The sequence below is a fragment of the Streptomyces glomeratus genome, assembly GCF_021462825.1.
GTDB classification, from domain to species: Bacteria; Actinomycetota; Actinomycetes; order Streptomycetales; family Streptomycetaceae; genus Streptomyces; species Streptomyces glomeratus.
The window spans coordinates 14360-33671 of record NZ_JAKEEB010000032.1; the positions used below are offsets into that span (position 1 = coordinate 14360).

16 protein-coding genes and 1 pseudogene are annotated in these 19312 nt (G+C 70.2%); 13 read left to right on the plus strand and 4 right to left on the minus strand.

Annotation, left to right across the window (positions count from 1 at the left end):
* The first annotated feature begins 153 nt into the window (after window positions 1-153).
* From LZ604_RS27785 to LZ604_RS27820, 8 genes are all read left to right on the plus strand, one after another.
* Window positions 154-1014: a DMT family transporter gene (locus tag LZ604_RS27785; protein ID WP_234518364.1), complete on the plus strand. Its 861-nt coding sequence runs from the start codon at window positions 154-156 to the stop codon at window positions 1012-1014.
* A gap of 149 nt (window positions 1015-1163) precedes the next feature.
* Window positions 1164-1919 (plus strand): CoA transferase subunit A, encoded by a 756-nt coding sequence (locus tag LZ604_RS27790; RefSeq protein WP_234518365.1) that lies wholly within the window; start codon window positions 1164-1166, stop codon window positions 1917-1919.
* Window positions 1919-2563, plus strand: coding sequence for a CoA transferase subunit B (locus LZ604_RS27795; protein WP_234518366.1), 645 nt, complete (start codon window positions 1919-1921; stop codon window positions 2561-2563). Before LZ604_RS27790 ends, LZ604_RS27795 begins: the two co-directional genes overlap by 1 nt.
* Entirely contained in the window at window positions 2560-3762 is a 1203-nt protein-coding gene (locus LZ604_RS27800; protein ID WP_234518367.1) for a thiolase family protein, read from the plus strand. Before LZ604_RS27795 ends, LZ604_RS27800 begins: the two co-directional genes overlap by 4 nt.
* Window positions 3763-3863: 101 nt before the next feature.
* Window positions 3864-6041 carry a SpoIIE family protein phosphatase gene (locus LZ604_RS27805; protein ID WP_234518368.1) on the plus strand — a complete coding sequence of 726 codons (2178 nt, stop codon included), beginning with the start codon at window positions 3864-3866 and terminating at the stop codon, window positions 6039-6041.
* Between the two features lie 89 nt (window positions 6042-6130).
* Window positions 6131-6811, plus strand: a complete 681-nt coding sequence (locus LZ604_RS27810; RefSeq protein ID WP_234518369.1) for a TetR/AcrR family transcriptional regulator — start codon at window positions 6131-6133, stop codon at window positions 6809-6811.
* Complete coding sequence (locus tag LZ604_RS27815; protein WP_234518370.1) at window positions 6808-7563, plus strand: SDR family NAD(P)-dependent oxidoreductase; 756 nt, start codon at window positions 6808-6810, stop codon at window positions 7561-7563. Before LZ604_RS27810 ends, LZ604_RS27815 begins: the two co-directional genes overlap by 4 nt.
* 58 nt (window positions 7564-7621) lie before the next feature.
* Entirely contained in the window at window positions 7622-8500 is an 879-nt protein-coding gene (locus tag LZ604_RS27820) for an ABC transporter substrate-binding protein (protein WP_234518371.1), read from the plus strand.
* A gap of 262 nt (window positions 8501-8762) precedes the next feature.
* Here the strand turns inward: LZ604_RS27820 and LZ604_RS27825 are convergent, their stop codons facing one another.
* Both LZ604_RS27825 and LZ604_RS27830 read right to left on the minus strand, forming a co-directional pair.
* On the minus strand, window positions 8763-9215 hold the full coding sequence (locus LZ604_RS27825; RefSeq protein ID WP_234518372.1) for a 2Fe-2S iron-sulfur cluster-binding protein: 453 nt from the start codon (window positions 9213-9215) through the stop codon (window positions 8763-8765).
* Window positions 9216-9333: 118 nt separating this feature from the next.
* The gene (locus tag LZ604_RS27830; protein ID WP_234518374.1) at window positions 9334-9750 is read right to left on the minus strand and encodes a MarR family winged helix-turn-helix transcriptional regulator; all 417 of its coding nucleotides are present in this window, start codon (window positions 9748-9750) and stop codon (window positions 9334-9336) included.
* A gap of 380 nt (window positions 9751-10130) precedes the next feature.
* Between LZ604_RS27830 and LZ604_RS27835 the strand changes: the two genes are divergently transcribed.
* The 3 genes and pseudogenes from LZ604_RS27835 (at window position 10131) to LZ604_RS27845 (ending at window position 14299) form a co-directional block, all read left to right on the plus strand.
* Window positions 10131-12866, plus strand: coding sequence for a multifunctional oxoglutarate decarboxylase/oxoglutarate dehydrogenase thiamine pyrophosphate-binding subunit/dihydrolipoyllysine-residue succinyltransferase subunit (locus LZ604_RS27835; protein ID WP_234518376.1), 2736 nt, complete (start codon window positions 10131-10133; stop codon window positions 12864-12866).
* Window positions 12867-12947: 81 nt separating this feature from the next.
* A pseudogene (locus tag LZ604_RS27840) lies at window positions 12948-13520 on the plus strand (1-deoxy-D-xylulose-5-phosphate synthase N-terminal domain-containing protein); the annotation flags it as partial.
* Window positions 13521-13660: 140 nt separating this feature from the next.
* Complete coding sequence (locus LZ604_RS27845; protein ID WP_308283662.1) at window positions 13661-14299, plus strand: SLAC1 family transporter; 639 nt, start codon at window positions 13661-13663, stop codon at window positions 14297-14299.
* Between the two features lie 97 nt (window positions 14300-14396).
* Here the strand turns inward: LZ604_RS27845 and LZ604_RS27850 are convergent, their stop codons facing one another.
* Complete coding sequence (locus LZ604_RS27850) at window positions 14397-15470, minus strand: TDT family transporter (protein ID WP_234518377.1); 1074 nt, start codon at window positions 15468-15470, stop codon at window positions 14397-14399.
* Between the two features lie 563 nt (window positions 15471-16033).
* Here LZ604_RS27850 and LZ604_RS27855 point away from each other — a divergent pair.
* Entirely contained in the window at window positions 16034-17038 is a 1005-nt protein-coding gene (locus LZ604_RS27855; protein ID WP_234518378.1) for a GlxA family transcriptional regulator, read from the plus strand.
* A gap of 72 nt (window positions 17039-17110) precedes the next feature.
* Here LZ604_RS27855 and LZ604_RS27860 read toward each other — a convergent pair whose 3' ends face one another.
* On the minus strand, window positions 17111-17287 hold the full coding sequence (locus LZ604_RS27860) for a hypothetical protein (protein WP_234518379.1): 177 nt from the start codon (window positions 17285-17287) through the stop codon (window positions 17111-17113).
* Between the two features lie 534 nt (window positions 17288-17821).
* On the opposite strand from LZ604_RS27860, the gene LZ604_RS27865 reads away from it, so the two are divergent.
* Window positions 17822-19282 carry an MFS transporter gene (locus LZ604_RS27865; protein WP_234518380.1) on the plus strand — a complete coding sequence of 487 codons (1461 nt, stop codon included), beginning with the start codon at window positions 17822-17824 and terminating at the stop codon, window positions 19280-19282.
* Window positions 19283-19312: the final 30 nt, after the last annotated feature.

The window sequence follows — 19312 nt, forward strand, 5'->3', positions numbered from 1 at the left end:
GTGTTCCAGGAGCGCATTGCACACCCATTGACAGCCCTCCGACCCGGCGTCCGGGACAGCCCCGGGCCGGAGGGCGCGAGATCTTCTCGCAGGGCCCTGAACGACCCAGAGCGATCGATCATCGATCAATGCACTCGCCGACAGGAGACAACGATGCTGACCGTGCTGTCGCCGATCTTCGCTCTCCTCGCAGCTGCAACCAACGCTCTGGGAACGGTGATGCAGCGCCGGGCCGCCACCCTCGTCCCGCAGTCCAACGCTCTGCGCATCGGCCTCATGTGGGACCTGCTGCGCACCCCGGTCTGGCTGCTCGGCATAGGCGGGGTCGTCCTCTCGGCGATGTTCCAGGGCGCCGCGCTGGCCACCGGTGCGCTGGCGATCGTGCAGCCGCTCTTCATGCTGGAGTTGCCGTTCGTGCTGCTGCTCGCGAGCGTCGTCTTCGGGCGCCCGTTGCCCAGGGCCGGCTGGCTGCCCGTAGGCAGTATCGCCGTCGGCCTTGGCCTGGCGCTGTTCGCGGCAGCGCCGACCGGTGGCACTCTCCGGGCCCCTGCGGCCCGGTGGACGGCGGTGGGAACCTGCTGCCTGCTCGCCGTGGCGGTGCTGTGCAGCGTCGCGGTCAAGCTGCCCAACGGCCCTGGCCGCGCCGCATGCCTGGGGTCGGCCGCCGCCGTCTCCTACTCCCTCACTGCCGCGCTCATGAAGTCCTCGACCGTCGTCCTCAGCCGCCAGGGTATGAGTGCCTTCTTCGCCGCATGGCAGACCTATGCGTTCGCCGCTCTCGGCGTGTGCGCCCTGTTCCTGCTGGAGAACGCCATGCAGTCCGGACCACTGGTCGCCTCCCAGCCGGCCCTGACCCTCGGCGACACACTGGTGAGCCTGGCTCTCGGTGTCACGCTCTACGGGGAAAGGCTCCGTGGTGGCTGGTGGCTGACCCTGCAGGTATTCGGGCTCGCGCTGGTGGCGTATGGGGTGACCCGCCTGTCACGTCAGCATCTCATTCCCGCAAGGACGTGAAATACCGGTTCGGTACAACAAAGGCCGGCAGCACAATCCTGGGATCGCCGCCAATATCGCCGATCTGCGGGATGGCCAAGTGCACCGTGGCCTCGGACCGTGGAATCAGGTCTCCAGAATTCACGCGAGCATGTGAGGATCCGAAGCATATGGACAAATTGGTCAATACGGCCCTGGAGGCCGTGGCGGATGTGCCGGATGACGCGTCGTTGGCCGTGGGTGGGTTCGGGTTGAGTGGCGTGCCGAACGTGCTGATCCAGGCACTGTACGAGCGGGGCGTCGGCGGGTTGTCGGTCGTCTCGAACAACTGCGGGGCAATGGATTCGGGTCTGGCTGTACTGCTCTCGGCGGGCCGGATCGGACGGGTGACGGGATCGTATGTCGGGGCGAACAAGGAATTCGCGCGACAGTACCTGGCCGGGGAGCTGGAGGTGGAGCTGATCCCGCAGGGCACGCTCGCCGAACGGCTGCGCGCCGGGGGTGCCGGCATTCCCGCGTTCTACACCCCGGCCGGCGTGGGCACGCAGGTCGCCGAGGGCGGGCTGCCCTGGCGCTACGACGGCTCCGGCGGGGTCGCGCTGGCCTCGCCGGCCAAGGAGGTGCGGGACTTCGACGGCACCGAGTACGTGCTTGAGCACGGCATCCGCACCGATTTCGCACTGGTGCGGGCCGCGAAGGGCGACCGGCACGGGAACCTGGTGTTCCGCAAGTCCGCCCGCAACTTCAACCCCCTCGCGGCCATGGCCGGCAAGGTCACGATCGCGGAGGTGGAGGAACTGGTCGAGCCCGGCGAGATCGAGCCGGACGCGGTGCATCTGCCCGGCATCTTCGTCCAGCGGGTGCTGGTCCTTACCCCGGAGCAGGCGGCGGACAAGAAGATCGAGCGGCGGACGGTGAGCAGCTGATGGCCTGGACTCGTGAGGAGATGGCTGCCCGCGCCGCGCGTGAGCTGTGCGACGGCCAGTACGTCAATCTCGGCATCGGCCTGCCCACGCTGATCCCCAACTACCTGCCGCCAGGGGTGGAGGTGATCCTGGAGTCGGAGAACGGCATCCTGGGCACCGGCCCCTACCCGGGTGAGGACGAGGTCGACCCGGATCTCATCAACGCCGGGAAGGAGACCGTCACGGTCCTGCCAGGTGCTTCCTTCTTCGACTCGGCGCTGTCATTCTCGATGATCCGCGGCGGCCACATCGACGTCGCGGTGCTGGGTGCCATGCAGGTCTCCGAGCAAGGAGACCTGGCGAACTGGGCGATCCCCGGAAAGATGATCACGGGGATCGGCGGCGCCATGGACCTGGTCCACGGTGCCCGCTCGGTCATCGTCGTCATGACGCACACCGCCAAGGACGGCTCGCCGAAGATCCTCACCGAGTGCGCGCTGCCGCTGACCGGGAGGCGCTGCGTGAACCGGATCATCACCGACCTCGGTGTCCTCGACGTCACCGACGAGGGGCTTGTGCTGGTCGAGTGCGCACCGGCCGTCGACGTCGAGGAGATCATCACCAGGACCGACGCCAAGCTGACCGTCACGGAGGGCCTGCTATGAACCCCGTCTACATCGTCGACGCCGTGCGCACGCCGATCGGACGCTACAACGGCGGCCTGGCCTCCGTACGCCCCGACGACCTGGCCGCCCAAGTCGTCCGCGGACTTCTGGCCCGCATACCCCAGTTGGATCCCAAGCGTATCGAGGACGTGTACTTCGGCAACGCCAACGGCGCCGGCGAGGAGAACCGCAACGTCGCCCGCATGGCGGCGCTGCTCGCCGGCCTGCCCACCAGCGTGCCCGGGGCGACGGTCAACCGGCTGTGCGCCTCCGGACTCGAAGCCGTGATCCAGGCCGCCCGCGCCATCGCCGTCGGCGACGCCTCCTTCGCCATCGCCGGCGGCGTCGAGTCCATGACCCGCGCCCCCTACGTGCTGCCCAAGAACGACAGGCCGTTCCCGGCGGCCCATGCCGAGCTGTACTCCACCACGCTGGGCTGGCGGATGGTGAACCCGGCAATGAACCCGCAATGGACCATCCCTCTGGGGGAGTCGGCTGAGCTGATCGCCGAAAAGCACGGGATCAGCCGTGAGCAGCAGGACGGTTTCGCCCTGCACAGCCACCAGAAGGCCGCCGCCGCCCAGGAAGAGGGCCTGTTCGAAGCCGAGTTGGCGCCCGTCCCCGTCCCGCAGCGCAAGGGCGACCTTCAGCTGTTCGCGGCCGACGAGTGCGTACGCCCCGACGCCTCCCTCGCCGCGATGGCGAAGCTGAAGCCGGCCTTCCGTACCAAAGACGGCACAGTGACGGCTGGTAACGCCTCCCCGCTCAACGACGGAGCCGCCGCCCTGCTGCTGGCCGACGAGGAGGGCGTGAAGGCCATCGGCCGCGAGCCGCTGGCGCGCGTCTGTGCGACCGGAGTCTCCGCGATAGACCCCGACTACTTCGGCCTCGCCCCCGTCGAAGCCGTCAACCGGGCCCTGGCCAAAGCCGGCCGGGCCTTCGCCGACCTCGACGTTCTGGAACTGAACGAGGCCTTCGCCGCCCAGGTCCTCGGCTGCCTCGCCGAGTGGCCCGAGTTCGACACGGCGATCCTCAACCCGCAGGGCGGCGCGATCGCGCTCGGCCACCCCCTCGGCGCCTCCGGCGCCCGCCTCGCCGGCACCGTCGCCCACCAGCTCGCCCGCCGCGGCACCGGGACCGGCGTAGCCACCCTCTGCATCGGCGTGGGCCAGGGACTCGCCCTCGTCCTCGAACGCTGACACGCACGGGACGAGCAGACCGTCGTGGGGAACAGCGTCCGTGACCGGGATCGGCAGCGGCTTCCGCGCGGGGTCGGCAGGTGCGGACGTACGGTACTGGTATGTGCGCCATGCGGGAAGGCGGCACGGCGCAGCCCGATGGGCCCCGCCCCCCTTCGCCCACCGCCGGGTCGCTGCGTCGTGCCGAGCTGGACCGGCTGCTGGAGCTCGCCGTGCGCGACACGGGCGTACACGCGGGAGCGGTCTTCCTGCTGGCGTCCGACGGGCAGACCCTGCGGCTGGAGGTGACCGCAGGGATGCCGGCCGAGTATCTCGCGCCCTGGTTCGGGGTCCCGCTGTCGAGCCGCTTTCCCGTGACCGATGCGGTGCGCGAGCGGCGGCTCGTCTGGCTCGGCGACCCGGAGGAGCTCGCGCGTCGCTACCCGCGCACGGCGATCGCCCTGCCCTACCACCATGCGGTGGCCGCGGCACCGCTCCTCACCGGCGCCACGGTCTGGGGCGCACTGCTGCTGTTCTGGCCCGGCGCCGGCTCCACCCGTGCCGACGGCCCGAGCCCTGAACGGGTCCGTGCCGCCGGTCGGCGTCTGGGACGGTTCCTGCGCGACGCCGCCGGCACCGGCCATGCCGTCGGTCCGGGACCCACACCCCGCACCCTGGTGCAGCCGCCCGCCCGCAAGCGGGGGCCGGCCCAGGCGCTCGCCGCGGCCGACCTCGTCGAGCGGCTGCCCTGGGGCAGTTGCTCCCTCGACCTCGAGGGCAGGTTCACCTACGTCAGCGCCACCGCCGCCGCCCTGCTGGGCGCGAGCAGCCCCGACGATCTGATCGGCACGAGTCCCTGGCAGTCCTTGCCCGGGCACACCGACCCGGCCTTCGAGGACCACTTCCGCGCCACCGTGGTCAGCCGGAAGCCCGGTTACTTCACCGCCATGCACCCACCGGACCAGTGGCTCGCGTTCGAGCTCTACCCCGACGACTCGGGGGTGAGCGTCCGCATATCGCCGACCGGTCCGGGCGGAGATTCGCAGCCGGCGCCCACCAGGACGGAAACGTTCCAGGGCGAGCCGATCCGCCTGGGCGAGGTCTACCGGGTACTGCACCTGGCCGCCGCCCTCTCCGAAACCGTGGGCGTCTCGGACGTGGTCGATCTGGTCACCGAGGAGATGCTGCCGGCGTTCGGAGCCCGGACCGTCGCCCTGCTCGCAGCCGAGGACGGCAGAATGCGGGTCATCGGCCGCAGCGGCTACAACCCCTCGCTGCTCGAACACTTCGACGGCGTGCCGCTGACCCACCCGGCACCCGCGGTCCAGGTCCTCGCCACCGGCGTGCCCAGCTTCTACGCCTCCTTCGACGAGCTGTCCCGGGCCTACCCGCCCGCCCCGCACCAGAAGGGTCTGCATGCCTGGGCGTTTCTGCCGCTGATCGCCTCCGGGCGTCCGGTGGGCTCGTGCGTGTTCGCCTTCGACCGGCCCCACCCCTTTCCCGACCAGCAGCGGGTCGTCTTCATCGCGCTCGCGGGACTGATCGCGCAGGCGCTGGAACGGGCCCGCCTGTACGACACCAGCAACGAACTCGCCAAGACCCTGCAGGCAGCCCTGCTCCCCGACTCGCTGCCCGACCTTCCCGGACTGGATGTGGCGGCCCGCTATCTGCCCAGCGTCCGCGGCGTGGACATCGGCGGCGACTTCTACGACCTGGTCCGGGTCGACGACAGCACCGCCGCCGCGGTCATCGGAGACGTCCAGGGCCACAACGTCAACGCCGCCGCGCTCATGGGCCGGGTGCGCCCCGCCATCCGCTCGCACGCCGCCTCGGGGGCCACGCCGTCACAGGCCCTCGCCCAGGCCAACCGCCAGCTGGTCGCCATGGACCCGGGCCGCTTCGTCAGTTGCCTCTACGCCCATCTCGACCTTGCACACCGCCGAGCCGTCCTCGCCACCGCCGGCCATCCCCCGCCCGTTCTGCGTCGCCCGGACGGCCACGCCGAGATCCTTCGGCTCCCACCCGGCGTGCTGCTGGGCATCGACCCCGACGCGGACTATCCCGCCACCGAGATCCCGCTGACCCCCGGCACCGTCCTCGCCCTGTACACCGACGGCCTCGTCGAGACTCCCGGGGTCGACATGGACGACGCCATGTCAGGGCTCGCCACCCAGCTCGCCCGGGCCTCGGCCCAGCCCATGGACCGGCTCGCCACGACCCTGATCGACCATGCACGGCAGACCGCGCCCCGGACGGACGACATCGCCCTGCTGCTCATCGGGCTTGCCACCACCGGATAGCGCGCGCCCCCGGCCGGGCTTGCACGGCAGGCACTGCGGCCGCACGGCATGCCTTGACAGCGCAGGGACCGAGGGCAACGATGGGAACCATGGAAACTAATCCAGTTTCTTCAGTTTCCCCCAGCGACGAGCGGCGTGCGGACGTGATCGTGGAGGCGGCCGGCCGGCTGTTCTTCGGGTCGGGTTTCGCGCGGGTGAGCATGGACGATCTCGCTCGTGAGCTCGGGATGAGCAAGAAGACGATCTACCGTCATTTCCCGGACAAGCGCAGCCTGCTGGCCGCGGTGCTGGACCGCCAGTTCGCCACGGTGGAGCGCACGCTGGTGGCGGCGACCGAGGACGCAGCAGGGCAGCCGTTCGCTGTGCGGGTGCAGCGGTTCCTGATCGCGGCGGGCAGTGAGCTCGGACGGATCGGCGCGCCTCAGCTCGCGACCGGGCGGGGCGACGCGATGCTGCGCCAGTACGTGGAGCAGCGTGTGGACGCGGTGGTCTACCAGCGGCTCGACGAGCTGTTCCGGGAGGGACACCAGCAGGGCTTGCTGCCGGCGCCGCCCGAGCTGCTGAGTGAGATCACCCGCGGCGCGTTGGAGCGGCTGCTCATGTCGGAGTTGCCGCGCGATCTGGACTGGACCGCGGCCGATCTGCTGCGGGCGACCGTCGACACCGTGCTGTACGGGGCGATCCGCCCGACAGGCCAGGGCATCGACGACGAACAACCCCGGGCGGTCGTCCCGACGGCCCTCGACGACGAGCAGGAGGTGGGCCCATGACCGGGACAACCGGCAGGGTGGCATTGGTGACGGGGGCCAGCAGCGGAATCGGCGCGGCCACGGCGCGACTTCTGGCCGCGCGAGGAATGCGCGTGGTGGTCAACTACCTCCGCAACACCAAGGCGGCCGAGGAGGTCGTGGCCGACATCGAGGCCGCAGGCGGCCAGGCCATGGCCGTGCAGGCCGACGTGCGCGAGGAGGCGGCCGTCGAGAGCATGGTCGGACAGGTCCAGGCGGCTTGGGGCGGCATCGACGTGCTCGTGCACAACGCGCTCATCCCGTATGCGGTCAAGCCGTTCCAGGACATGACGTGGGAAGAACTGGGCGGCAAGATCGACGCCGAGATGCATGCGGCGTTCGCGGTCACCAAAGCCGTACTGCCCACGATGACCGAACGAGGGTGGGGACGCCTCATCTACATCGGCACCGGACTCAGCCGCCTGCCTCGGGCGGGCATGATCGCGCTGGGCGTTTCCAAGGCCGCACTCGAGCAGTTCGCCCGGTATCTCGCCCAGGAACTCGGCCCGCAGGGCATCACGGTCAACGTCGTCTCGCCCGGCCCGGTGGAGTCCCGCACCGCCGATGCCGTGCTCGACGACGCAACGAGGCAGCGGCAGGTGGCCGCCACCCCCTTGGGCCGCCTGGCCCACCCGGCCGACGTCGCCCAAGCGGTCGCCTTCTACGCCGCCGAGGACAACTCCTTCATGACCGGCACCACGGCCGCGGTCAACGGCGGCATGGCCATGTACTGACATACCGCTGGCCTCCGCACACGCGGCCGAACCCTTAAACAATCAAGGAAAGACGTTCATGCACACGATCGACCTGGCCTACGTCGGACGGGGCCTACACGAAGAACTCGCCGCCTACATCGCCGACCAGCAGGACTACTACGCCGAGGAGGGTGTCCACGTCGCGCTGCGCGACGGCTGCACCTGGGACGTGGAACGGCTGCGCCGCTGCGCCACCATCGGGCTCGGCCGAGCACTGCTGTCACGACTGACCGACGGCACCCCGTGGGTCGCACTCAGTGTCAACACCCAACGCCCGCTGTTCTGGTTCCTCGCCCGCCCCGGCCTGACCTCCCTGGCCGACCTGGCCGGGCGACGGCTGGCGGTCCACGCCCCGCACACCCCGCCCGGCGCATTCGCCCGGATCGTGCTGCGAAAGGCCGGCCTCGACCCGGACCGCGACGTGAAGACCATCGTCCGCTCTCCCGGCGACTACGGTATGGACCTGCGCCGGCTCAACGACGGCAGTATCGACGCCGCCTACGTCGGCAGCACCATGGCACCGGAGGCGGTGGCCGCCGAGCACGGCTGGCAGGTGCTGGCCTGGGTCGGCGACCACTTCCAGATTCCCACCGTGGGCGTGGCAGTCGACCCGACCTTCATCTCACCGGACGACCCCGCGGTCCAGGCGGTCGTACGAGCCCATCGGCGCGCCCTTCAGGTGATCCACGACGACCCCGACACCACGGTGCGCCACATGCAGACGTTCCTCGGCGGACAGACCGCGGAAGAAGCCCGAGCCCACTACGACACGTTCATCGCGCCGTACTTCACCACGGACGGCCAGGCCGACCTCGCTGTCGGCGACAAGGCGATCACCGCGGTCGCCGCCGAACTCGGCGTTCCCGCCTGCGTCACCGCGGCCGAGTTCTACCACACTGCGGCCACCACAGCCTAGGCATCAGGACCTGTGGAACGACGTCGGCGGCGCCTATCGGCAGTTATGGCACGTGATCCTATCCATCGGAGCTCTCCCGGCGCCTTGGCGTTGTCGGTGCGACGTGGTCGAAGGCGTCGCTCCACAAGGGATGTGGTCGCTCAACTCGTAGTCGGATGACGGTCCGACCGCGTCCCGCACCGACAACTCCGAATGCGTCCGCCTCCGATCCACCACGGCCACGTGGCTGGTCAGCCGGCTCCTCACCCGCTTTGTCGGCCGATCACAGATCGAGGACGACCTCGGTGGTCGGCTTGCTGCAGCAGACCAGGACGGTCCCGGGCTCGGGGAGTTCGAGGGGTGGGGTGGTGTAGGTGATGTCGCCTGCGACGAGGTGAATGCAGGTGTGACACACGCCAGTGCGGCAGGACCAGCGGGTGGGGATGTCGCACGCTTCGGCAAGATCGAGGAGGGTCGCGTGAGCGGGTGACCATGGGGTGGAGATGCCGCTACGGGCGAGGGTGATGAGGGGCCCGGTTGCGGTGGGACCGGGTGGCCGGTGGGGCCGGATCACGGCGGTGGCGGTCACGCCTGGGTTGATGGCGGGGAGAGCGGTGAACTGTTCCGTATGGATCTGCCGGGGGCGCAGACCCAGATCACGCAGGAAGCCGGCGAGGTCGTCCATGAAGGCGGGTGGGCCGCACAGGTAGGCGTTGGCCTCGGCGGGGATGCCCATGGCCGTGAGGGATGCGGCGGTCGGGCGGCCCGCTGTAGGCCACGGGCTGGATTCGCCGCACAAGCCGCGCCCAGGTGCCGTCCGCCGGCCACAGCCGTTGGCGTGGAAAAGGAGCAGATCAAGTGACGTCACACGATCGGCCGGACGACTCCTGGGTGTCCAGTCCCGGACCGAGGTACTGGCGCATCAGCGCCTGCGCGGACGTCTCGGCGGCGGCGAACCTGGAGCGTCCTGCGTCGGTCAAGGTGGCCTCGACCGTCCTGCGGTCTCCGGCACGACGATGACGATCAATCAGTCCGGCCGCCTGCAGACCCCTGAGGAGGTAGGACATCCGATCCCCGGATTCCTGGAGGAACGCCGCCAGCTTGGCAACGTGCACAGATCCGCTCGCGGCCTCGGCGAGCGCGCCGAGAATGAGGTAGTCATGGAGCGACAGACCGTGCCGCACCCGCAACTCAGCGTGCACCAGACCCAAGGTCCGCAGGACCCCTGGAAACTGCCACCGCGTGGTGTCCGACAAATCGTAGTCGCTCATGTTCCTTCCCAGGGGTCGGTTCTCCGGCCGCAAGCCCGCGGCCGCACCATCACAACCAGATTCCCTACGACGTCGATCCCGGACCGGACGGACACGAAGCCCTCGGATCAGGACGGCGTCACCCGCCCGCACTCCGAATATGCGACGACGGCAGGCAGCAGGCCGTCACCCGTCCGATGTCCTGATGTGAGGCCGTCGTGGCGCGCCCGGCCATCCGTCTCCGCACTCCCGGCGTCCTAGCGTCGTCAGTGCGACGCGGTCGAACGGGTCGGCCTCCGCAACGGTTGCGAAGTCCTCGAGCACCTGGCACGCAGGCGGACGACCGCCGTAGCCGCGTCCGCCATCCCAAGGCTTCACAGAGGAAAGAAGGCGTTCGCGCCATGGCGTCGCAATCAGACACCGCTCGAGCAGCGTCTCACGGGCTGGACTTCGGGCTCAACGAATGGGTCGTGGACGAGCAGCGACGGCGTTACCTCCACGACCCCGGCTCGGTCGACCAGACGTGGAGGAACTTCTTCGCCGCTCTGGTGTCCCCGGCCGCCCTGACCGCCTCAGCCCAACACCACAAGGGCACCGACGAGGCGGCGCTCAGGGCGGTACGGGTCGCGGCGCTCATCCACGCGTATCGCGTGCGCGGGCATCTGATGGCCGGAACGGACCCGCTCATGGCGCGGCCCGCCGCAGCACATCCGGAGCTCGACATCGCCGCGTTCGGACTTGACGACGCGGACCGGGCGGAGGACTTCGCCGTGGACGGGTTCGCCGGGCGCGCCACGATGACACTCGACGAAGTGATCGGCGCGTTGCGGGAGTTCTACTGCCGCACCGCCGGGTTCGAGTACATGCACATCCAGGACGCCCGGGAACGCCGCTGGATCCAGCAGCGCGTCGAGGGCCCGCAGCGCCGCCCGGACCGTGCCGGACAGCTGCGGATCCTCTACCGGTTGGGGGCCGCGGAGGCCTTCGAGACGTTCCTGCAGACCAAGTACGTGGGCCAGAAGCGGTACTCGCTCGAAGGCGGCGAGTCGGCCATCGTGTTGCTCGACGCCCTGTTGCTCCGCGCCATCGAAGACGGTGTCCAAGAAGCCGTCATCGGGATGGCGCACCGCGGTCGGCTCAACGTCCTGGCCAACATCATCGGCAAGTCCTACGGCCAGATATTCGGCGAGTTCGAGGACGCGGTGGACATCCGGTCGGTCCAGGGCTCGGGAGACGTGAAGTACCACCTCGGCGCGGGGGGCACCTACCGTGCCCTGGACGGCGGCACCATCGCCGTCTCGGTCGTGGCGAACCCCTCGCACCTGGAGATCGTGGGGCCGGTGGCCCAGGGCGTGGTGCGCGCCAAGCAGGACCTGGCCGGGGACCAGGGCGAGCCCTTCCCCGTACTGCCGGTCGTCCTCCACGGCGACGCGGCCTTCGCCGGCCAGGGCGTGGTCGCCGAGACCCTGAACATGTCGCAGCTGCCGGGCTACCGCACGGGCGGGACGGTCCACGTGGTCGTCAACAACCAGGTCGGCTTCACCACCCTGCCCGCCAACGGCCGTTCGAGCACGTACGCCACCCATGTGGCACGGATGGTGGAGGCCCCGATCTTCCACGTCAACGGCGACGACCCGGAAGCCGTCGACCGCGTCGCACGGATGGCCTTCGACTACCGCCAGACGTTCCACAAGGACGTCGTAGTCGATCTGGTCTGCTACCGGCGCCACGGGCACAGCGAGGTCGACGACCCGTCCATCACGCAGCCGATGATGTACGAACGCATCGCCGCCAAGGCTTCGGTGCGCACGCTGTACGCCGCGGCCCTCATACGCCGCGGGGACATCGGCGAGCGGCAGGTGGACAGTGCCCGCCGCAACTACCAGGATCACCTCGAACGGGCCTTCGCCGAGACCCGGGCGCTGCCCGCTCCCGCACCGGCCGAAGACCTTCCTTGCGCCGACGCCGGACAGGCGGCCACCCAGCGCACGGCGACCGCGATCGACGAGGCGACAGCCCGTCAGGTCATCGCATCGCAGACCGACCTGCCGCAGGGCTTCACCGTGCACCCGCGTGTCCTGCCGCAGCTCCACCGGCGTACGGCGACGCTCGACACCGGCACCGTCGACTGGGCCACCGCGGAGACACTGGCGATCGGTTCGCTGCTGCTGGAGGGCGTCCCGGTACGGCTGGCCGGACAGGACTCCCGGCGCGGCACCTTCGGCCAGCGCCACGCCGTACTGACCGACCGGCGCACCGGCGCGGAGCACACGCCGCTGAACTCCCTCAGCCCGCAGGCCGCGAGCTTCGCACCGTACGACTCGATGCTGTCCGAACTGGCGGCGCTGGCCTTCGAGTACGGCTATGCGCAGGCCCGTCCGGAAGCCCTGGTGCTGTGGGAGGCCCAGTTCGGTGACTTCGCCAACGGCGCGCAGACGGTCGTCGACGAGTACATCGCCTCGTCCGAGCAGAAGTGGGGCCAGCGCTCCGCAGTGACCATGCTGCTGCCCCACGGCCTGGAGGGCCAGGGTCCGGACCACTCCTCCGCCCGGATCGAACGCTTCCTGCAACTGTGCGCGCAGGACAACATGACCGTGGCCATGCCCTCCCTGCCGGGCAACTACTTCCATCTGCTCAGGCAGCAGGCGCTGGACGGCCGCAGGCCACTGGTGGTCTTCACCCCGAAGTCGATGCTGCGGTCGAAGGCGGCCGTCTCCGCCCTGGCCGAGTTCACCCAGGGCGGCTTTCGCCCGGTCCTGCCGGACGACACGACGGACCCGGCCCGTGTCTCGCGCGTCCTGCTGTGCTCGGGCAAGGTCTTCTACGACCTCGACGCCCACCGGCACGCCGCGGGCACGACCGACACGGCGATCGTCCGCGTGGAGCGCCTCTACCCGTTCCCCCACGAGGAACTCGCGGCGGAACTCGCCCGCTTCCCCGCGGCCGCGGACGTGCGGTGGGTGCAGGAGGAGCCGGAGAACCAGGGTGCGTGGTCGTTCCTCGCGCCGCGTCTGCACCGGCTGACCCGGCGCGCTGTGGAGTGCGTGAGCCGGCCCGAGGCGCCCGCGCCCGCGGTCGGCTCGGCCCGCCGGCACGGCGTCGAGCAGAAGGCTCTCGTGACATCGGCCTTCCAGTGATCAGCGGCTCGCGCGGTGCGCATCGGCTGCCCACCGCGCGTATCCGTCGGCACCACGGCAGCATCGAGGAGGAGCAGCGGCATGAGCCTGCTGGCGCGCATCAACCAGCCCGCGGACTTGAGGGGGCTGAGCCATCCAGAGCTGGTCCGGCTGGCCGGGGAGATCCGCGACTTCCTGGTCCGCCACGTCGCGGCCACGGGAGGCCATCTGGGGCCCAACCCCGGTGTCGTGCAACTGACCCTGGCGCTGCACCGGGTCTTCGACTCCCCGCGCGACCGGCTGCTGTGGGACGTCGGGCACCGGGCGTACGTCCACAAGATCGTGACGGGGCGGGCCGGTGACTTCTCCGGCCTGCGACAGCGTGGCGGGCTTTCCGGATACCCGAGCCGGGAGGAGTCCGCGCACGACCACATCGAGCACTCCCACGCATCGGTGGCCCTGTCGTACGCCGACGGCATGGCCAAGGCCGCACAGCTCGCAGGAGAGTCGGACCGGCACATCGTCGCCGTCGTCGGCGACGGAGCACTCACCGGCGGGCTGGCCTGGGAGGCCCTCAACAACATCGCGGCGGCACCGGACCGGCCGGTGGTGATCGTCGTCAACGACGGACGCTCGTACGCACCGACCGTGGGCGGACTCGCCCGGCACCTGGCGGCCCGGATTGGCCACCGCGGCGGAGACGGCCGCGCGGTGTCCGGGCGGCCGGGAACCGGGTGCGGTACGTCGGTGCTCGGGAAGGGCGGCATGCGGGCGCCGCCGGCACCTGGTTCCTGTGGTCGGTGGGATCGGAGTCGGTGGCGGTCGCGGCGGCATCGCCGGCCCGGGTGACCCCGGGACACGCACTGGCCGTCCTGGCGGTGGTGTGCTGGGCCGTCGGCCTGACGCAGTACCTGCTGACCGCCGCGCTGGTCCTGGCCCGGCTGCTGGCCCGGCCGGTGCAGCCGGAAGGCCTCATGACGTCCGTATGGATCTTCATGGGGGCGGCGGCGATCGCCGCGCTCGCCGGAGTCCGGCTGATCGCACTCCATCCAGGCACCACGATGTTGTCGCGCCCGCTCGTCATCGGGACGTCCGTTGTCCTGTGGGCGTTCTCAAGCTGGCTGATTCCGCTCCTGGTGGCTCTGGGCGTTTGGCGGCACGCGCTGCCCCGTATCCCGCTGCGCTACGAGCTCGGCTGGTGGAACCTCGTCTTCCCGGTCGGCATGTATGCGGTCACCACGCATGAGCTGGGACGCGCGACCGCAACCTCGTGGATGACGAGCGTGGGCCGCTGGGAGGTCTGGATCGCCGTGGTGTTCTGGGCTGTCGTGTACGCCGCCATGGTGACCGCCAGACTCCGGGCCCGCCCCACGACCGCGCACGGATCCGCCGGTGCGGGGCGGACGGCCCGCCCGGAGAGCACGGCTTCGACGGCACCCGGGGCGCTGCCATAGGCACGTGTTGCGATGCGGCGCGAACCCGGCTGCCCGTCGGCAGACAGCCGGGTTCGCGCGACGCGTCCGTGTTATGCGGAGCGTTGCACGGGCCCTGTCAGCGGCGGGCGCGCTCACGCTGCCGGACAGCATGGCGCAGGGAGTGCCAGGCGACGACCGCCCAGGCGGCGACGAGCAGGGCGTACAGGACGACGGCGATCCAGACGAACAGGTGCGAGCCGGTACGGGCGGCGAGCGCGCTGGTGCCGGTGACGCAGGCACCAAGGGGGAAGATGAAGGACCACCAGGTGGCTGCGAAGGGCAGCCCTCTGCGGATTTCCCGTACGGTCAGCGCCGTGGCCAGTACCAGCCACAGCAGGGCGAACCCCCAGATCCCGAGCCCACCCAGGAGCGCTACGACACCACTCCCGCGCGCGTACGGGGCGGGGAGCGCGCTCGGCGCCGCCGTGGCCAGCGTCCCCAGCGCCGTCACCGCCTGATCCAGCGCCCCCACGCCGATCCACATCGTGGGCACCACCGCACCGCCGGGCGCGTCATGATGCACCAGGCGGGTGTAGACCATGGCCAGCACCAGCAGAACCGCGACCAGCCCGAGCCCGAGCATCGAGTAGCAGCCCAGCAGCAGGGCCAGCCGCACCTGCCCGGCCGGCGCCCGCGGGATGAGCAGCGCGCCTGTCGCGGCGGAGACCAGCGGCGGCACCACCGGTAGCAGCCAGCCGCCGAACGCCGCGTCCGGCGTGAAACGGTGCCGGGTGACCATCAGATACGGCACCATGCAGGCGGTGGCAAGACCCAGCACGGTACCGGCCGACCACAGCACCCAGTCCGCATCGACCGCCGCACGCTCCCCGATCAGCCGCCGGCCGAGCAGCAGCGTCCCGGCCCCGACGGTGAGCAGAGCCATCGGCGGCGCCCCGAAGAACTGGGCCAGTACCGGATCACCGGCATGCACCCGCAGCGTCCGCTGCCCTGTATAGCTGACGGCGAGCACGATCAGCAGCAGCGCGGTCCCCGCCCAGACCACCGTGGCGGCCTCGCCGAGCCCGGGGAATCCACGCGGCAGCGTGGCCGCAGCGACAGACACGATCCCGCTGCCCATGACGGCCGCGAACCAGCCGGGACCGAGCCGGCCCCGCTCCCTGCCGTCCCCCTCGTCCGGCTGGTCACGCACATGCACGGATGATCTCGGGGCCGAGCGGACCGCGGACGCTCTCGGGGCCGGGCCGACCTGGGACGGGACCGCTCGGCTGGTACTGGGGTGGGGTGTCACGGCGCGGAGTGCCTTCTCTTGGGGTGTCGGATTCGTCACCGTCCACGACCAGGCACGGTGACGGGCCGGCCGACTGGCCGGGCCACACCCAGCAGCTCAGGGACGCGGCCGAGACCGTCGGCCCGTTGGCGCCCTCGACGCTATGGCGAAGCGCGGCTCCCGCCACAGGACAGCACGCGCCATGACGCCCTCACACCAGGACATCGAGCACCGCGTAGGCCCGTTGCCGGATGCCCCGATGTCCTTGTCCGAGCGTGATGTGGCCACACCTGTGGCCATGACGAGACGGCAAACGCCCGCTGAACACGGGCGAGGCGCCGAAGCCCGATGCCTCGTTCCACACCACGGAAGGCAGCAGCATGCCGCAGGGACGCGGACGACAATCGGCAAGGGCGCGGCAGAGCATCGCCGGGCGGATGATGGTGTCCTCCGATGTGGGCCCCAGTCCGTCCGGGAGGCGCACGATGAAGGACAGGCCGTCAGGCAGGAAGCCGCTCCTGGTGAGCGTGCTGGTCTTCCCCGGCGTACGGCTGCTCGACGTCACCGGCCCGATCGAGGTGTTCACGACAGCCAACGAATTCGGCGGCCGCTACCGCGTACACACGGTCTCCCCTGACGGCGCCGACGTGGTCACCGCAGCCGGCACCGGTCTGCGCGTCGACCTCGCTGCCGCGCAGGTACAGGCGGCCAGCGATGTGGTCGTCATCCCCGGGGGTCCTGAGTGGCCCTCCCTCATCAAGGACGACGCCCTGCTGGACGCCATAAGGGCGCTCGACGCAGGCAGCTGCCGCACCGCGTCCATCTGCACCGGAGCCTTCCTCCTCGCCGCGGCCGGACTGCTCGACGGACGCAAGGCGACCACGCACTGGCGCTTCGCCGACCAGCTCGCCCTGCGCTACCCACAGGTGATCGTGGAAGCGGACGCCCTGTTCGTACGCGACGGCCACATCATGACCTCCGCAGGCGTCACCTCGGGCATCGATCTCTCGCTCGCCCTGGTCGAGGAGCACCTCGGCGCCGATGTCGCCCGCGCTGTGGCCAAGGACATGGTCGTGTTCATGCAGCGGCCGGGCGGCCAGTCCCAGTTCAGTGTCCGCACCCACACCCCGCGCGCGAGACAGGAGATGCTGCGCCGGGTCCTGGACGCGGTCGCCGAGGACCCGTCTGCCCCACACACCCTTGCCGCCATGGCACGCCGGGCGGGTGTGAGCACCCGCCACATGACACGCCTGTTCCACGACGAGATGACCACGACCCCGGCCCGCTACGTCGAGCAGGTCCGCATGGAAGCCGCCCAGGCGATGCTGGAGGACAGCGACGACCCCATGGCCACGGTGGCCCGGCGCACCGGCTTCGGGTCACCGGAGTCGCTGCGCCGCGCCTTCACGCGCAACCTGGGCATCACGCCGGGGGCCTACCGAGCACGCTTCCGCACCACGCACACCGCAGGCGACGGCAAACCTGCCTGATCCCCTGGAGGTGTCCGGCGCGCATGGGCAATCGCCGAGATCCGGCACGTCGGCCGTGCCGGACGAGGCCGATCAGACATCCTCAATGGTTCGCCCCGGCATCGGCTCCGCGAGCGCGGCCCGCCACGCGGGCGTGCCGAGAGGAGCGGCGAAGTACTGCGTCTCGTGGACGACCTGCTGGTCGGCGAATTCCATGACGCTCACCGAGTACGAAGGCGCACCGTCGTAGGTGATGACGCATTCGCTCACCCATACATGCGCCTGGCCCGCGATGCGCAGGACGGTGAAGTGCCGGTCGGCCGGATGCCCCCCCCGTTATGTTTTCCGCGGTCCTGCAAGAGGACCGCTGGCCTCCGGGCCCGGCATGACTGTTCCCCCCTGTCGAACGGATGACCGGCGGGAAGGTCCTACTGCTTTGTACCCCTGGGGCGCTTCTGGATGCTGGGCGAGTGGAGTGTCAGCCCCTATCGGGCGCACCCGGGGTACCGCCGAGGGATGAGGGCGCAGGGCTGACCCCTCCGTCCCTCCCGGGACACCGCAGGTGCCGACGCCGTTCCCACGAGGCGGCGGCACCCGAAGGCGTTTCAGGCTCGCTCCGGTACCGATCCTGCAGCGAAGACCGAATGTGCGCCTTCGGTGTCCTTATCCGCGGCCACGCGCACCCGGCGCCTGCGAGTTGAACACCTAAGGAAATCCCGTGGGCCGGGCCGGCTCGCGCCCTCGCCTCCTAAGACGGCGTCCGGGGGCACGGCGGCGGCCCGACCAAACAGAAGGCGATCAGTGATGACTGCGATCAGTCCTACTCCCGAACCGGATCCGCGCAGGTGGCGCGCGCTCGGGGTCATCTGCCTGGTGCAGGTGATGCTGCTCCTCGATGTGACCGTGGTCAATGTGGCGCTGCCCCCCATCCAGCACGATCTCGGCTTCACGACCACTGGCCTGGCATGGGTCGTCAACGGCTACACCGTCACCTACGGTGGGCTGCTGATGCTCGGCGGGCGCCTGGGCGATCTGCTCGGCCGCAGACGCCTCTTCCTGACCGGCTTGGCGATCTTCGCGCTGTCGTCGGCAAGCGCCGGAGCGGCCCAGCAAGCCGGTGTACTGATCGCCAGCCGCTTCGTACAGGGCGTCGGTGCGGCACTCGTCAGCCCAGCGGCACTGTCCCTGGTGACGCTGCTGTTCACACAGCGGCAGGAAAGGGCACGGGCCATGGCCATCTGGAGCGGCCTGGCCGGAGTCGGTGTGGCCCTGGGCGTCGTGCTCTCGGGCGTCATGACCACCATCGCCTCCTGGCGCTGGATATTCTTCATCAATCTGCCCATCGCCGCGGTGGCGTTTTTCGCCACCTTCAAGCTCGTCTCCGAAAGCCGGGCCACCAAGCGCGGTCGACCTGACGTCCTCGGCGCCGTGACGATCACCATCGGTCTGCTCCTGGTCGTGTTCGGTCTCCTGGAGAAGGACGGCCACGCATGGTTCTCGTTCCCTGTCCTGGGCTGCGTCGGGATCGGTGTGCTCTGCTTGATCGTTTTCGTGCTGGTGGAGGCCCACGTGGCCCAGCCCCTGGTGCCTCTCGCATTCCTGCGCTCACGTAACCGGAGCATCGCCAACGTCGTTCGCATCTGCTACTACGTCGGCTTCGCCACCCTCTTCTTCTCGCTGAGCCTGTATGTCCAGCGCATACTGCACTTTTCCCCGCTGAAGACCGGATTCGCCTTTGTACCGTTCGGGTTGGTCATTCTCTTCAGCGCCACCGTGATGGCACCACGCCTCCTTCCCCGGTTCGGTCTGCGGGCCCTGAACGGGGGAGGGCTTGCGGTCACCACCGTCGGCTACATCCTCCTTGCCGGGCTGAGCAGCCACGGCACCTATGCGGCCGACGTACTGCCCGGACTGATCCTCGTGCCGCTGGGAGGCGGCCTCGTCCTCGTCGGATCCACTGTCGCCGGAGTGGACGGCGCCACCGGTGAGGACGCGGGCATCGCCACCAGCATGAACAATGCGTCCATGCAGATCGGCAGCGCCATCGGCCTGGCTGCCCTGGTCTCACTGGGCACCGGCCACGCCGCCGTGCTACAGCGTGCGGGCACCGACCCGGTGACCGCCGCCGCGCACGGTTACGCCTTCAGCTTCGCCATCGCCGCCGGCCTGACGGCCTTCGGTGCGTTCCTCGGCTTCGCCGGAATCCACCCGACACCGGCCGAGACTCCGACGGTCAGGACCAGCGCCAAGGAGCGCGTGGTCTGACGTGCCGCCGGCGGCGAAAGCGAGAGTCTG

What these genes read in the sequence shown, in the direction of transcription:
- LZ604_RS27825 (WP_234518372.1), bottom strand. Translation starts at nt 9,215, where the DNA reads ATGGGCATCCCCGCCGAGGCCAACGCCTACCTGTGCGGCCCACCCGCC.
- LZ604_RS27855 (WP_234518378.1), top strand. Translation starts at nt 16,034, where the DNA reads ATGAAGGACAGGCCGTCAGGCAGGAAGCCGCTCCTGGTGAGCGTGCTG.
- LZ604_RS27835 (WP_234518376.1), top strand. Translation starts at nt 10,131, where the DNA reads ATGGCGTCGCAATCAGACACCGCTCGAGCAGCGTCTCACGGGCTGGAC.
- LZ604_RS27805 (WP_234518368.1), top strand. Translation starts at nt 3,864, where the DNA reads ATGTGCGCCATGCGGGAAGGCGGCACGGCGCAGCCCGATGGGCCCCGC.
- LZ604_RS27830 (WP_234518374.1), bottom strand. Translation starts at nt 9,750, where the DNA reads ATGAGCGACTACGATTTGTCGGACACCACGCGGTGGCAGTTTCCAGGG.
- LZ604_RS27785 (WP_234518364.1), top strand. Translation starts at nt 154, where the DNA reads ATGCTGACCGTGCTGTCGCCGATCTTCGCTCTCCTCGCAGCTGCAACC.
- LZ604_RS27795 (WP_234518366.1), top strand. Translation starts at nt 1,919, where the DNA reads ATGGCCTGGACTCGTGAGGAGATGGCTGCCCGCGCCGCGCGTGAGCTG.
- LZ604_RS27865 (WP_234518380.1), top strand. Translation starts at nt 17,822, where the DNA reads ATGACTGCGATCAGTCCTACTCCCGAACCGGATCCGCGCAGGTGGCGC.
- LZ604_RS27810 (WP_234518369.1), top strand. Translation starts at nt 6,131, where the DNA reads ATGGAAACTAATCCAGTTTCTTCAGTTTCCCCCAGCGACGAGCGGCGT.
- LZ604_RS27820 (WP_234518371.1), top strand. Translation starts at nt 7,622, where the DNA reads ATGCACACGATCGACCTGGCCTACGTCGGACGGGGCCTACACGAAGAA.
- LZ604_RS27815 (WP_234518370.1), top strand. Translation starts at nt 6,808, where the DNA reads ATGACCGGGACAACCGGCAGGGTGGCATTGGTGACGGGGGCCAGCAGC.
- LZ604_RS27800 (WP_234518367.1), top strand. Translation starts at nt 2,560, where the DNA reads ATGAACCCCGTCTACATCGTCGACGCCGTGCGCACGCCGATCGGACGC.
- LZ604_RS27790 (WP_234518365.1), top strand. Translation starts at nt 1,164, where the DNA reads ATGGACAAATTGGTCAATACGGCCCTGGAGGCCGTGGCGGATGTGCCG.